Origin of the sequence: Acetilactobacillus jinshanensis, assembly GCF_004359375.1 — a bacterium.
Taxonomy (GTDB): Bacteria; Bacillota; Bacilli; order Lactobacillales; family Lactobacillaceae; genus Acetilactobacillus; species Acetilactobacillus jinshanensis.
In genome coordinates, this window is sequence record NZ_CP034726.1 from 78,987 (window position 1) to 93,719 (window position 14,733).

The window sequence follows — 14,733 nt, forward strand, 5'->3', positions numbered from 1 at the left end:
GACGTCATCGATTTGGCTTGTCCGCGTAAGACCAGCGACAAATCAATTAAATGATTATGTGTGTACCTTCTTTTCAGTACACAAATACTATAACACATTTTTACATGGAGATTACATAATAGTGTCAATCAGATTAAGTTATATTACGATTGCATAGTCTACGCCCTAACGGTATCGGTAGAATGCGGAAAATCTTCGCTCTAAATTGACATGGATATATGCCCCATGTATCATGAGATATGTAAAAGGATTCATTTAATCTTTTTGCATGCAAATTGAAGATTTATATTGAAAGGAAGTTACCTATAATGCTTTATAATAAAAATAAAGTAAGTAAGACCAACGATAAAAAGATCTTACATAAAGTAGGTAAGCAATGGAAAGTTGTTTCCGTTGCATTACTTATGGCTGTTGCTGGTGGTGCTGTTGCCGCTAGTCACACAACTGCTAACGCTGATGCTTTAACTACACCAACTATGCGTATGGCATCCAGTGCTGCTCCACAGTCTGCTAATAGCTCTGCTACTAGCCAGTCTACTAGTTCTGCACAGTCTAGCTCTGCCGTAAGTTACGTACAGAACAATGCTGGTTCTGCTACCAGTTACCATGCACAAGCGGTTTCTGCTTCTTCTGCTAAGAACAGCTATGCTAACAAAGGCGTTATGAGCTTTGTTAACAGTGTTAACGCTGAATATGCACCTGCTGTAAGTGCATTCCAGTCTGACGCTAACTCTGCTAGTGCTAAAGAAGCTAACGATACTAAGTTAGCTAGTTCTTACTCTGCTGTTGCAGGCAAGGCTTCTACTAAGAGTACCGTTAACTCATTAGCATTAAAGAACGGCTCCGATGCTACTGACTTTGCCGGCAGTGTAGACGTTCAAAACCAGGTTAACAACGAAACTGCAAGCAGTGCATCTGCTGATGTAAATGCTAACAGTGCTGTTCAGTCTATGGCTTATGCATTAACCCACACTAACTGGTCATTAGCTGCTACTCAAGCTGACTTAAATGCTAAGTTTGCTGATGCTAAATCAACGGTTGCTTCTAAGACTGTATCTAATGCTAACACCGCTTCTACTAAATCTGCATCTGTTTCTTCTGCAGCATCAAACACTGCTAAGAAAGCAAGCATGGTTTCCAGTGAAGCATCTGCATTATCTGCTGAAGCTAGCATGAACCAGCCATTAGACAACATGTTCATGAACTTAGTTCACAATGACTTAAGTTCAGCTGTCAGTGGCTTATTCACTAAGAGTGCTGACCAGACTTCTGCATTAGCTAAGGCTAACTACTTTGTTAATTCTGCTGTAGCTTCTGCTGCTCGTCAGGAATCTTTAAATGCTAGTTCTTTATTCAACAGCAAAGCTGACTTAGATGGTAAGAGTACTGCTACTAGCTCTGCATTAAGTAATAACTCCGTTTCTGCTACGGACTTTGCATCATACTTAGCATCATATGCTACAGACTCTGTTGCTGCTGATGCTAATGGTAGCTTAACTGCTTCATTAGATGCACTTAATGGTAATTTAGCTGCTTCATTAACTAGTGATTTTGATTACTTAACTAGTGTTGCATCTAACGAAGGTGAATCCCAGGAAGCTAATTCCATGGCTATCTTCGCTAATGCTCATGTTGCATCTGCTAACTTCTACTCTGCTAAGGCTTCTAATGCTATGAATGCCTTTGTAAGTGGTGCTGACAAAGCTAACAATGCATCTGTATCTGCTAGTTATGCCGATGATGTAGCTAACGCTGAAAAAGTATTAGTTAACAACTTATCTGCTGCTGTTAATTCTACTGTTAGCGAACCTAAAGCTGCATCTGCTGCTGTTAGCTATGCTAAGAACTTATTAGGTAAAGCTGCACAGTCTACTCCTGATGCCGTTAACGAAGTATTCTCTGGCTTAAATGACCAGTATAAGGGTAATACCAAAGTTTACGACAAAGTTGCTGACCAAAATAACTTCTTAACTGCTGTTAAGGCATTATTATCATCTGATTCCAATGCTCAGAAGAAGGCATTAACTGATGCTTATGGTGATAGCGCTTTAACTATTGCTCAGAATACTAAAGTTTCTGATGCTGTTAAGGATCCAGAAGCTGTTGAAGGCTTATTAAACAAGGCTGCTGATGCATTAAATGCTTATAATAAGCAGGACACTCTTAGTGCTATTGATAAGTTACCAAACTTAGCTAGTGACTTAGGTGGCTCTACTAAAGGCAGTCATACTATTACCACTTATTCTACTGTAGTTGATGCTTTATTCAATGATTCTGATGCTAAGACAAAGGCTGCCAAGGCATTAGCTAACGATACTGACTTCGTTCCAACTGGTGATCAAACTGGTACCAACAGTGTAGCTAAGGTTGCTGCTGATTTACAGAATGCTGCTAAGGCTTTAAAGGGTGCCTCTGATCAGTTTGCTAATGTTCAGTACACTACTGCTGCTGGTCACAATGGCTTAGAAGAAGATACTGATGCTGAAAATGCAGAAGGTGTATCTCCTGCTAGTGCATCTGTTGAAGACTATGCTGAATCTGCTGCATTAGCTAGTTTAGGTGTTAACTACAACAGCTTAGAAGCTAGTTCTGCTACTTCTGCATTCAGTGATGTAAACAGTGCTGTTAACAGTGCCAGTGCTTCTATGAGTGCTCAGAGCAGTTCTAATGCTCAGTTCAGCAATGATGCTAAGAACGGTAATTCCGCTGACCAGTTCAGCATGGAATTAAGTGTTGCTAGTTCCAGTGCTAACTCTGCATTCAACAATGCTAGTTCTGTTGCTTCTAGTTACGCAACCGCAATGGATGTACCGTTAACCTTAGCTGCTTCATTTGCTACTAGTTACAGCAATGATGCTTCTACTGAATCCAGTGTTGCTTCTAGTGCAGAAAGTGAAATGACTAACGTATACAACTCAGTTGCTTCTGCTCAGAGTAACTCATCATTCGCTAGTGACAATGCTAGTTACTTAGCTGCTAGTTCTGAAGAAGCTCAGTACAACAGCTTATCAACTGAATTTGCTGATAATGTTTGGGCTAACACTCCATTATACGTAACTGCTACTAAGAACGCATTATTACACAGCAAGCCTAACTATAACGTTAACGGTGATAAGAAAGTCGCTAAAGTTACTAAGGGTGAACAGTTCACTGTCGTTGGCTTAGGCTTTGGTAATAATGGTGCATTACACTTATTAGTAACCAATGGCAAAGACAAAGGCTTCTTAACTACTGCTAAGGGCTACGTAACACCAACTTATGCTGAAGCTAGTGATACCACTAACTACAACGTAACTATCACCTTAACTAAGAATGCACGTCTCTTCAAAGATGCTGCACGTAAGGTATCTGCTCACAAGACCTTAGCTAAGGGTACTGTTGTTAATGCTACTGCTTACAGTAATGATGATAAGTTCGGTGGTTATTCTGCATTCCAGGATAACAAGACTGGCTTATACTTCACTGCTAACACTAAGTTCTTCAGCTATGGTGCTCCTAAGTCTGCTAGTGCTGCATCCAACACAAGTGCCAGTGCATCTAACGCAAGTGTTGCACCAAGCTCTGCAGCTAGCTCTGCTAACCAGAAGTTCTTCTTCTAATTAGCGAATAATTAATTTGAAATAATTTGGCATAAAAGCCAATTAAAAGGCGTTGATCCTGTTGGGTCGGCGCCTTTTTTATATAATTAAAAAGAGGTTATATAGAATGTTATCGTTTTTACATAAATTTTCAATTTATTTCTCATTAATTGATTTGGGTATAAGTCTCATATTTGAACATGCAAAACATGTTCTCAATAATGGTACTTTTGTATTTGGGGTTAACAATACACCAAAGCAAACATCATCAATGTTCTTGAATTTCTTTTTAGATCATAAATTCGTATGGATTCTACTTAGTGTATTAGTTATAGGATTAGGCCTTATGTGGTTTTACAGATTTATAAAAGGATATCCTGAGTTTAAAATGAATAGACGTATGTTCCTTTTTTGTTTCATACTTGGTGCAATCTCATTAATTCTTGTCTTTTGACTTTAAAATAATTTTTATGTATTAACTGAGGTATTGTTATTATATCTCAGTTTTTTGTTTAGTAGTCTTTATAAAGTAATTGCGTATGATTATTTTGTTTATATGTTCGTGCCGGCTTATTATTAAATAGTTGAATATATGAGATGGAATTTCATATTTATATTTACTTATTTTACAACATAACGTATCATTAATAATGAAAACGTAGAAATAAATATGGTTCTTGTTTTTATTATGTGTTTATAATGACACTATTTTAATTTATTTAGGTGGATTGTTATAATGGCTAGAATTTATCATGTACCTGTAAATAAAGACGTAATCCAATGGTCATTGGATCATGGCGAATATTTGAACAGTGCTGCAAAAAAATATAACTTTGATAAGTGGATGCATCCTAAGAAACGATCTGATTATCCAACATTTAAGCAATTATAAAATTTTAGTAATTGTACACGAATTCCTTTTAGTTATTTTTTTGGGAATACATTACCCCACAAACCAAATTATTTTGTTCGTTTTAGAACTGTAAATAATGAACAATCGAAGACTTTGAGTTGGAAACTAATAGATGTTTTGGATGAAATGAAATCTCGCCAAGAATGGATGAGAAATCACTTAATTCACCAAAATAATCAATATAGATTTAATTATATAAAATGTATCCATATTAATGATGATGTTATTAACATATCCGATAAAATAAGTAATTTATTGAAATTAAATATAATTAGAGATAATAGTGGTACTAATGAAAACTCTGATAGAACATTTTTTAATTTATTAAGACAAAAAATTAGTAATATGGGTATTGTTATTATGCAAAGTGGTATTGTTGGTAAAAATACCCATAGAACATTAAAAGTAAAAGATTTTAGAGCATTTGCATTAATAGATGATATAGTTCCATTTATATTTATTAATAATTCTGATAGTATGCGTGCAAAAATATTTTCATTAGTTCATGAACTTATTCATATTTTGCTTGGTAAAAACGAAATATTGAATGCATCTATAGAAGAAAGTAACCAAATTGATTCCGAAAGATGGATTAATAATGTGACAGCTAATGTATTAATACCTGAAGAATTGGTATTGAATTATATTAATGATGTTCCAAGAGATGAAATTAGGAATATAGCCTCCGTTTCGCATGTTAGTGAATTGGCTACAGCAATAAGACTAAAAAAACTGGGTATTCATGGTATAACAGAAAAACTGATTGATGAAATTAAACGTCATGAAAAGAAATTATTAAAAATAAATAAAGAAAATAGTAAAAACTCTGGCGGGGATTATTATAATAATGTATCTTCTAGAGTAGATACTCATTTTGCAACAGCGGTTATTAATTCTGAAGCCGAGGGTGATATTACATTACCTAGAGCTGCTTCAATGCTAGATGTAAGTTTAACGCATTATGATAATGCCATTAAAAAATTGTAATGAGTATAAATTATAAAGAGGTACAAATAAATGAAATATTTATTAAATCCTGAATCATTAGTCCAAGCAGCTCATGATACTTATAATCCAAGGGCTTTTAATTCATTATGGAAAATATTAGGTAATAATAAAAATATTCAAATGAATTCTGTTGCATATGAATATATCGCTAATATAAATAATGGTTTCTTATATAAATGGTGCAAGAAGAATTTTAAGGATAGTCAACTCTATCACCTAATGATGAAATTGTTTCTAAATATGGAATTCTGATGAATTGGGTTAGTACAACATCTGGTCTATGGAATAGTATTGGTACACAATTTTGGACTAATCCATATACTCCGGAACCTTGGATTATATCAACGGCATTAGCTAATAATCAAGAAATTGTGACACTGCATGATAATGCTAATATAAAAGATGTTGCTAATTTTACGCAATCTAATCTTTCACCAAATATTAATTTTGTTGCTAAACATTTTCACATTCAAACAATTACATTACCTGAATTAATGTATAAATTAAATAAAAAGTTTTAATATATTTAATTTCTGATATGGGTAATCTAATGATATTTAGCACTTGAGGCTGAAATTTTTAATTCCAGTCTTTTTTATTTTATTTATATTCTAAATTGGGGTACACACCAAACTACCATAGGCAATTATTTTTATCCTAGCCTGTTAAATAAGAAGATCATTAATAATGTTAATGAATTAAATCGAGGACTGAATTCATCTCTAAAATATTTTGGGATAAAGCTGTTGCTGATATTGAGCATGGAAACCATCTAAGCGCTTTGAAATTATTGAAGCGTATACCAAAAAATATTATAAAAAGTGCAAACGTCTTAAAATCTTTGAAATATGTGATTGAATCCTGTAAATTGTTTATTTGAAAGATAATTTAATAAATTTAACTATGCAATAAGGAGTTTAATTAAATGTTTTCAAATATTTTGTCACTTGTTGCTCTTATAATATCAACATCTGTTGCTATTATGAATTCTAATAATAGTCGAGTATTTAGTTTAGATAATACATTGTATAAATACTATTATGAAAAATTAGATAATATTAATGCAGATATTGATAAGTGGGCTGCTCGTATTGATCAAGTTGATATGCTAGTGATTATGTATGCAAGCATTAATAATAAACATTTAATATCATTGATAAAGAAGCAAACTAGCGCAGTTCTTAATGATTTTCCAATCGAAACATATCATAGCGATATTAATAAAATTAGTGATGTATTACCTTTGATCAGTTATGCCAATAATGAAGTTCCATTAAAATATGTAAAATTTATATCTAATGATTTATCGACATTTAACGATATTGAGTCACTTGATAAAGCCACATCTAAATATAGCAAAGCTTGTAAGTCGTCGTTTTTAGGATTTCTTAAAGATATGAAAAATGAGCTTAATAAGGAGGCTAAAAAAGAAAAACAAAAGAGATCACCAGTAACAGATAATAAGACATCCTATGACTCGTTATTTAATGCTATTTGTGACTTATTACAAATAGCATTAATACAAAAGCCTGAATTAGCAAAAGGTCTGTCATTAACAGATGATTATGAAAAGAATTACAAAATTATGGAATCTTTCCATATGTCTCTTGAAACTGTAGTTAAGATGCTGACACTTTCTTATCGAGGCATTACAGATATCCAAACATGTGAATTAAAATATGACAATAGAAATATATTTATTAGATTAGTAAGTAAAATTAATCACTGGATTCATAGTAATAATGAATAACAAATTTCATAGATAATGAAATGGTTTGTAGCTTTATTTATGTTTGTATATTGTTTGAGTGGAGAGTGGTTAAATAACTTTTCTTCAAAAATGTGGTAAAAGATATGACCCTCTCATATTATTATGCATAATAGCGATGAATTTAATGTTTAATTAATTGATGAAGCACCACCCACAATTATTGTAATTATACCAAACCTATATGGTCGTTAGTTAAATTAGTGATGTTATAGTTAAACAATAGATGTAGTTTTATGTATAGAAAGTCCCTAATCAATATGTATGCAATCATGTTTATAATTAAGTTTAATAATATTGGGCCTTTATCTGAATTGGCTACGGCTCTAATAGCGGGACTTTCGTCTATTTCTTATTTTCGCCATTCATATAAGATTGATTCATCATTTAATATTGATAATCTAAGATTTAGCCGTTTAAAAGTTATGTTTATAAATAATGCAAAGAAAAGTAAGTGTTTAGTTGAATTTGACGGACTTATTCCAACAAAACACGATATTAAATTTTATAAGAACTTTGGTAGAAAAAGGATTAGGACGATAGAGCCCCATATAATTCGATATGATAAAGGTGATTCAAATTATAATGAAAGTTACGTTAAGTATTTTCGTAAATTTACATCGTTAGATCCACAATCTTGTTTAGATAGTATTGTTATTCCTATATCAGATATTATTAAAATTTGTCATGTTGATAATGAATGGTATAAATCTATGGTGAATAATGTAATTTATAATCAAAAAATTCAATTTATAGCTCTTTTTAAAGATTATAGAAGAAAGGCAATAATTAACCTGATAACGATTAATCCTAAAATTAATAAGGTTCAAAGAAATACATATAATTACATGATTTCTAAAATATTTAGCCGTAAAGACTTACAATCAATTATCTTAAAACAAAATAGAGAAATTGATAAAAATAACCAAGTAACTCGAGCTATAAATATGATGCATATGTTCTTGTAATTGTATGAATCAGTATATTATTATTTGATGTAAAAGTGAATTTGAAAGGCTACTTAGGATTAAATCATAATTATTATGACATATATGTATATATTAAGAGACTATAACATATATAATAAGAGAAACTTTCGTAAAGTTAATGATTATAAGTCCTTATATTAGGTCAAGAAACCGTGGAGCATCATAACAATATTATAATCCTAAACCATACGATGATTTGGATGGGAACCGCGTATAATCCGTAAATCAGTAGCTATGATTTAACTGAAGATTTTAAAGATTAAAAAATAACTATAGACAAAAAACTCCTGATCTGCACCCATAAAATTGGACAATTTATTAATGTTATTTAACTAGGCTATAAGAAATTTTCGGTACTCAACCGGAGATTTATAACCTAGTTTTTTCTTTGGGCGAATATTGTTATAGTACCATATCCAATACTTAAGTGCCTTAATTAACTGACCTTCGGTCTGATAATGTTTATCCATTACTCCAACCTTCATCAGATGAAAGAATGACTCCATTTGGGCGTTGTCATGACAGCGACCTTTACGAGACATCGATTGAATTGCACCATAATTCTTTAGAGTGTCTTGCCAAACGTGGCTTTGGTATTGAATTCCCTGATCGCTATGGACAATCGTTTTATATGGTAAATGAAGTTTCTTTAATGTATTCAGGCCCCTAATTAATGGCTTTAAGGTGAAACCTACGGTTGGATGATTACTGATATTGAATGCGATAATTTCATCGGTCGCTAAATCCATATATGGCGATATATAGATGCGATGATGAATATCTTGATTCCCGTATCTACACTCGCTTACATCAGTCGTTGTCTTGCGTCCAAATAATTTAGTTTTAAAGTTCCCACCAAGTACGTTAGGAGCTATCTTGCCAACCTGACCATGATATGAATTATATTTACGCTTTTTCTTGCTGAAAGCCGTACATTGCCAGCCATACATCTGAATAATTCTTTGGACCCGCTTATGATTTATATGGACAGTGTTTCTTAAAATGCCTGTAATTGTACGGTACCCAAATTTATAGTTAGATATTTCTCTTATTTTGTAAATTGTATGAGCTAATTTTAAATTATATGCGTCACGATGAGAAAGCGACGCTTTCTTCTTGTAATAATAGCTACTTCGGGGAATATCAAGTATCTTTAAGATACGACTTATCGGGACTTGAGAATATTCCTTAATTATCCTATGAATACTGTCTATTTGGTCATAGTCTTTAGTCAAATTACTGTACCGACATTGGATTCTAAGTTCCAAATTTTGTTTTCGACAAGATTTTAATTGATTTATTAACGAGTCTATGTCATCATTCATCTTATGGGATTTATACTTAGATTTCATTGGGCGTAGATCTCCATTTTCTAATTTACGTTCCCAATAAAAGATTGTTGCTGGGAACGCAATATTAAAGTGAAGTGCTGTCTCTGGATAAGACTTGTGGTGAAGTACCATCCAGTTCAGCACTTTTAATTTATATTTAAAAGGATACACGCTCTTGGTATGGCTTACAACTAGGCCCTTAGAACCATATTTCTTATATTTGGCGACCCAACCCAATATCGTTGCACTACTTTTAATCCCATAGGTATGGTTCAACGTAGTTGAACCTATTCCCGACAAATAGGCTTTAACTGCATTTGCTTTAGTGTCAAAGTCAAAACTATACATAAAAAATGACCTCACTTTATTGAACAAATTTAATTGTCCAATAAAATGGGGTCACTACATCCTGATTCAGATGAACTGAACCGGGAGTTTTGTTTATATTGAAATAATTTGATTACTGATTATTATTAGCACCGACATGAGCGTTAGCTAATTTGATCCACCCATGATTCATTGAATCATACATAAAAGCATTCTTTTCGACGAAATGGGCTTTAGGCTTTTTACTAATACTGTATTGAATCCAAAGAACAACTTTATTTGGTTTAACATTCTTCGGGATTACAGCTCGACGACTAGTTGGTGCGTAGTTACTCATGATATCGAATCCGGCTTGGGCGTTAACACCTTGGTAGCCACTCTTCTTTAATAACCGCTTGCTGTTGGAACGACGATAACGAGGCTTTAAGACGTTACCATTCTTCTTCTTGTTATTAACACGGCGACGGTTACGACGAGTGTGTGCTTTCTTGTTAATACGGTTAGCTAACTTCTTGTTATTGCGTTGACGCTTCTGATTAGCTTTGCGTTGATTGTATTTACGGTTGTGCTGCTTCTTGAGGTTACGGTTAGTGCGGTTGTATTTGTTAACAGCTTTCTTAACGTTAGCCTTCTTTAACAGTTTGACGTTGACGTTATAGTAATTACGGCCGATTTTGATCTGAGCGGTTTTCTTATTACGGGATAACTTGATGACGTAAACCCGCTGGTTCTTTCGTAATGAAAGTTTCTTGCCACGGTTTACTTTCAAGTTAGTATTGCGGGTTACCTGGCGCCAGCCGATATTATGATTGCGGGCAGCGTTAACATTTGCACCTACACCAACACTGGCAAACATTAATAATGCCGCACCGGTAACTAATATTTTTTTAAAGTTTTTATTCATAGTTTAATCTCCTTATGATTTAATTCGCTATTGATTATACCATTTGATATGCATCTGATTAGTGATGATACATTGATTTAACGTACTTTTAATGGAGCGGTAACAGTCGTTATACATTGACAGGGTGCTGCTTAATAAAGGTACTGATCCGTTGTGCCATTAATTGTTGGGTCTCTTTGGTTGGGATCCAACCATTAATTAAGCGTTGCTTAGCATTATTCCGGTTAACGATCGGCGCCGTTAAGGTTAACCAATTTAATGAGTAGACATTGTTATTGGTGTAAGTAATTCTAATCATATCCATTAGATCGTGAAGGGTATAGAAAGCCTGATTGCGTTTACCCATATAGGCATTCCCATTTTTATCATACATAGGTAATGGTAAGATACCGTAGATCCGGGTGTATTGGCTTTTACGTCGGATGGTGGCAACAGCTTTAGTGATGGCTTCGTTGATTTTGCCAAGGTTTGCTTTCGAGTGGAAATAATCATTAGCACCAAAGAATAGTAGAATGCCATCATAAGCAGGCAGGCTAAATTGGTCTAATTGATGCATGATGTTACCCTTATTTTTTAGAGTTAAGCTAGAGCCTTTAACACCTTTACTGATGACCTTTTGACCAAGTGCTTTAGTTAAGGCTTTTGATTCAGTTCGATTCGTTGTTTTTGGATTATATCCAGGGGTTTGTTCATCACCGATTGCTAAATACATAGATCGATCACTCTTTCTTGTGTGGGATTAACTATGTTTATTATAAGGCATTGGAAAGAAAGTCTCGCGAGGGTGAGGGTGAAATGGGAAAATTTAATGGAAGATTAATGGAACGGTAATATGTAGATTATGTGTAACGTGTCACATGTGACATGTTACGTGTGACACTTAAACGAGATGGAATATTGCCACACCAAAAAGATGGATTAGCAATAAACATCGTTAATAAATGCGTTAAATTAAAGTAAGGATGATAAAGATTAGATGATTCTAATCATTGGGGTGAACGACATGTCGTTACTTATGAGTATCTTGAAACCACATCTTAATATTTGGTACCCCGTTTATTATTTGATCTTTGTCATCGTTGCTTCGTTATTTATTGATATCTTTATCGCTAAGTTTGGTGCGTGGTTACATCGGTACTTTAGAGTTTATCCACCGGCTTATGATAATTTGAATGGTGGCTCGACGAGGCGAATTAACCTCTTATCGATTATTAACGTTCTGGTAACGATGATTACTACTCTGGCTGATATTTCAATCTCATTTATCACGAAGTTCTTGAATCCAGATATTATTATCGGGACTGGTTTTAAGATTATTGATGTGATCTTGTTTATCTTAGATATCGTGGCGATTGGGTATAATAAGCCGATTCGGAAGTTGTATCTGTGGCGACACGATCATAAATAAAAAGCGTTACTCAGCTATTAACTAAATAACGTTGTTGTACAGTCGATTCAAGTAGTAAACAAAGTCATATATCTATTTTAATTATTAGTGAGTATGATTAGCATACACACTGATAAAATTAATAGACATAACGTGAGCAAAAGGAGTATAAACTTTGTCATGTGGGCCACCACCTTTATGATGGACTAGCTGCACATTAGTATAATATCATTTGACAATTAATAAGAAAAGTAATAGTTTAGAAACTGAGCAAAAGGAATATTGACTGGTTATGTGAACCATCAAGTGTTCTAAGGAAGTCATCAAATAATTGATGGCTTTTCTTTTTATTCCTAATTTTTAATATTGGGGAAGAGTAATCCTAATGTCTTCAATCAAAGGTTTCCATGATAATACGATGATCGGTACTGATAATTTTCGAGTTGTTTTAGACGCGATTCGATTATGCATAACTTATAACAGTGCCGGCAAGCGAAACAAATCTTTGTTTATGATCCCTATTTTTGGGAAGTTACATAGAATAACGACTCAGGAAGTTAGCAAGTATTGGGATAATCAGGTTCATATCCTTTACCCATTAGCGAAGTTGGACAGAGTGTATAAAAGAGATCTTTTGTCCGGTCGAACCACAGTAGAGATTAGCGTTAGCGATGCAAAAGTACTTGCGATCGCAGTTAAGTTATTGAATGACGTTGCGAACGATGCGATTAAGTCGTATCAAGATACTAAAAATTATAAGTTGGTTCAAAATGTATTGATAGGATTAAGCCAAGTAAAGTAGTTAAATAGCCATACTCAATCTTATCAACGCCACTCATATCACCTTGCACCCAAGCTAGTATAAAGATTAGGGAAATCTACGGTGGCGATACAATGATTACTCGAATTGATCAATTCTTAGATTTTATGAATGAATTAGCTGGATTCTCTAAGTTCCTGGAATGGGTAACGTCAGTTGTGATCTTTATCATTGTTTACGTCATTTATCGTCATTTAGGTTACCGACAACGATGGGGTGTTGATTATTTTCCCACGCGCGACGGCATTTTACTTAAGATCATTAACCGTTCTGGTGATGAAGCCATCAACTATATTAAATTAAAGGAAATTCTGTACATGAATAGTGATGGTCGATTATATCCAGTTAATGCGGAATTCTTCCCCAGTCTCCTTGATGAGATGCCGACGGTGATGAACGATAGTCACCGTGTGATTAACATTCCGATCAAAAATGATGATATTGATAAAGCCTTAATTGAGGCCTTTAAGAAGCATCCACCGAAAGATAAAAATGGCTGCATTTCTGGTAAATTGATCTTTTGTTTCACGAACGGTCGAAAATTAAGAACGGTGAGTGTTAGAGGCCGAATGAGTGCGTAATAGTTATTTGAATAAATTAAAAAAGATCTCGTTACTTATATATTAAGTAACGAGATCTTTTGTGTCTTATCAACGACTAATCAGTCATTATAATATCGATTTAGATTATAATTATGGATCCACTTAGCAAATTGCTGCTTAGTAGCTTTCTGACCAGCGCCTTGGGTATAGTCATCATAAGCGCCGACGATCCAACCAGCTTTGTAAGCCGATGGATTATAGCCGTGCCGAATTAGATAACGATAGCTGGGGTGCTTACTTCTAGCGGTGGCATTAACTCGGACGTTATTATGGAAGTTCTGCATGTAATTATAGGCATCATCAAAGCTGTGTCCTTGTCGCGTTACAAAGAGTGAACGGTTCATCGATGATATATTTTCATCATGATTGATGTAATAATGATTGTCCTGACGATAGTGCTTCAAGTACCACTGTGGATCATTGGCCTGTTTAGCGGTTGGTGACATATTAAGGTGTTCAAAGTGAGCCCATTTTCTGATCTGACGACGGGTCGGGCCGTACTTGATTAAATGATAATCATTAAGTGATGCTTTAATGTTCTTAGCAGTAAAGCCATCATGTTTATCACCTGGACTGTAGCTAAAGCCCATTACCCAACCGGTCTTATAATCACGGGTCAAGATGTGGTGACGGATCAAGCCGCTTCGAACGTAGTAGCCACCGGTACCACGGGTGGCGTCATTGTAGCCAAGTACGAAATCTTTACCAGGTTGGGTGTAGAAATGACCAAATGAATTTTGGGTGACGGTGCCAGGTTCATCGCCTAGGTATTGCAGGATTTTGTAATAATGTTTCTGATACCATTTGGTGCTGTAGACATCTTTATGTGTAATGTGATAAAAGTACTTATGTTCGAGATGAATCTGCTGACGCTTAGTTAGGCGGTGACCGACCCATAACGTTTCGTAGGTGTTGGGCTCAGGATCATGATGTGATGCACTGACGTTGGTAATGCCAGCACCGGTTGACAGCAGCATTAATAGGGTTGCTGATGTGATTAAGCTATCTTTTAAAACTTTGTTCAAGATATAATCTCCTTAACGTAAATAAGAATTGCTTAAATTATAATGAATTATTTATACTTTGGTAAATACGTGGATAATTTC

14 protein-coding genes are annotated in these 14,733 nt (G+C 34.4%); 10 read left to right on the plus strand and 4 right to left on the minus strand.

Features of this window, described 5'->3' with window-relative positions; translation table 11 throughout:
• The first annotated feature begins 308 nt into the window (after nucleotides 1-308).
• The 7 genes from ELX58_RS00375 to ELX58_RS00400 all read left to right on the plus strand — a co-directional run bounded on the left by ELX58_RS00375 (nucleotide 309) and on the right by ELX58_RS00400 (nucleotide 8,235).
• Nucleotides 309-3,599 (plus strand): hypothetical protein, encoded by a 3,291-nt coding sequence (locus ELX58_RS00375; protein WP_133441213.1) that lies wholly within the window; start codon nucleotides 309-311, stop codon nucleotides 3,597-3,599.
• Nucleotides 3,600-4,314: 715 nt separating this feature from the next.
• A complete protein-coding gene (locus tag ELX58_RS07795; RefSeq protein ID WP_162614575.1) occupies nucleotides 4,315-4,470 on the plus strand; it encodes a hypothetical protein in 156 nt (51 codons plus the stop codon).
• 147 nt (nucleotides 4,471-4,617) lie between these two features.
• Nucleotides 4,618-5,478 carry an ImmA/IrrE family metallo-endopeptidase gene (locus ELX58_RS00380; protein WP_133441214.1) on the plus strand — a complete coding sequence of 287 codons (861 nt, stop codon included), beginning with the start codon at nucleotides 4,618-4,620 and terminating at the stop codon, nucleotides 5,476-5,478.
• Between the two features lie 30 nt (nucleotides 5,479-5,508).
• Entirely contained in the window at nucleotides 5,509-5,751 is a 243-nt protein-coding gene (locus tag ELX58_RS00385) for a hypothetical protein (protein WP_133441215.1), read from the plus strand.
• Nucleotides 5,751-6,020 carry a hypothetical protein gene (locus ELX58_RS00390; RefSeq protein ID WP_133441216.1) on the plus strand — a complete coding sequence of 90 codons (270 nt, stop codon included), beginning with the start codon at nucleotides 5,751-5,753 and terminating at the stop codon, nucleotides 6,018-6,020. Before ELX58_RS00385 ends, ELX58_RS00390 begins: the two co-directional genes overlap by 1 nt.
• 404 nt (nucleotides 6,021-6,424) lie before the next feature.
• Complete coding sequence (locus ELX58_RS00395; RefSeq protein ID WP_133441217.1) at nucleotides 6,425-7,249, plus strand: hypothetical protein; 825 nt, start codon at nucleotides 6,425-6,427, stop codon at nucleotides 7,247-7,249.
• Nucleotides 7,250-7,527: 278 nt separating this feature from the next.
• On the plus strand, nucleotides 7,528-8,235 hold the full coding sequence (locus ELX58_RS00400; protein ID WP_133441218.1) for a hypothetical protein: 708 nt from the start codon (nucleotides 7,528-7,530) through the stop codon (nucleotides 8,233-8,235).
• 353 nt (nucleotides 8,236-8,588) lie between these two features.
• Here the strand turns inward: ELX58_RS00400 and ELX58_RS00405 are convergent, their stop codons facing one another.
• From ELX58_RS00405 to ELX58_RS00415, 3 genes are all read right to left on the minus strand, one after another.
• Nucleotides 8,589-9,935 carry an IS3 family transposase gene (locus ELX58_RS00405; RefSeq protein ID WP_133441184.1) on the minus strand — a complete coding sequence of 449 codons (1,347 nt, stop codon included), beginning with the start codon at nucleotides 9,933-9,935 and terminating at the stop codon, nucleotides 8,589-8,591.
• A gap of 112 nt (nucleotides 9,936-10,047) precedes the next feature.
• On the minus strand, nucleotides 10,048-10,818 hold the full coding sequence (locus ELX58_RS00410) for a hypothetical protein (RefSeq protein WP_133441219.1): 771 nt from the start codon (nucleotides 10,816-10,818) through the stop codon (nucleotides 10,048-10,050).
• 109 nt (nucleotides 10,819-10,927) lie between these two features.
• A complete protein-coding gene (locus ELX58_RS00415) occupies nucleotides 10,928-11,530 on the minus strand; it encodes an SGNH/GDSL hydrolase family protein (RefSeq protein WP_133441220.1) in 603 nt (200 codons plus the stop codon).
• Between the two features lie 291 nt (nucleotides 11,531-11,821).
• Between ELX58_RS00415 and ELX58_RS00420 the strand changes: the two genes are divergently transcribed.
• From ELX58_RS00420 to ELX58_RS00430, 3 genes are all read left to right on the plus strand, one after another.
• Nucleotides 11,822-12,226 (plus strand): hypothetical protein, encoded by a 405-nt coding sequence (locus ELX58_RS00420; protein ID WP_133441221.1) that lies wholly within the window; start codon nucleotides 11,822-11,824, stop codon nucleotides 12,224-12,226.
• Nucleotides 12,227-12,590: 364 nt separating this feature from the next.
• Nucleotides 12,591-13,007, plus strand: coding sequence for a hypothetical protein (locus ELX58_RS00425; protein ID WP_133441222.1), 417 nt, complete (start codon nucleotides 12,591-12,593; stop codon nucleotides 13,005-13,007).
• Nucleotides 13,008-13,099: 92 nt separating this feature from the next.
• Nucleotides 13,100-13,606 carry a hypothetical protein gene (locus ELX58_RS00430; protein ID WP_133441223.1) on the plus strand — a complete coding sequence of 169 codons (507 nt, stop codon included), beginning with the start codon at nucleotides 13,100-13,102 and terminating at the stop codon, nucleotides 13,604-13,606.
• An 80-nt stretch (nucleotides 13,607-13,686) separates the two neighbouring features.
• Here the strand turns inward: ELX58_RS00430 and ELX58_RS00435 are convergent, their stop codons facing one another.
• A complete protein-coding gene (locus ELX58_RS00435) occupies nucleotides 13,687-14,652 on the minus strand; it encodes a hypothetical protein (RefSeq protein WP_133441224.1) in 966 nt (321 codons plus the stop codon).
• Between the last annotated feature and the right edge of the window lie 81 nt (nucleotides 14,653-14,733).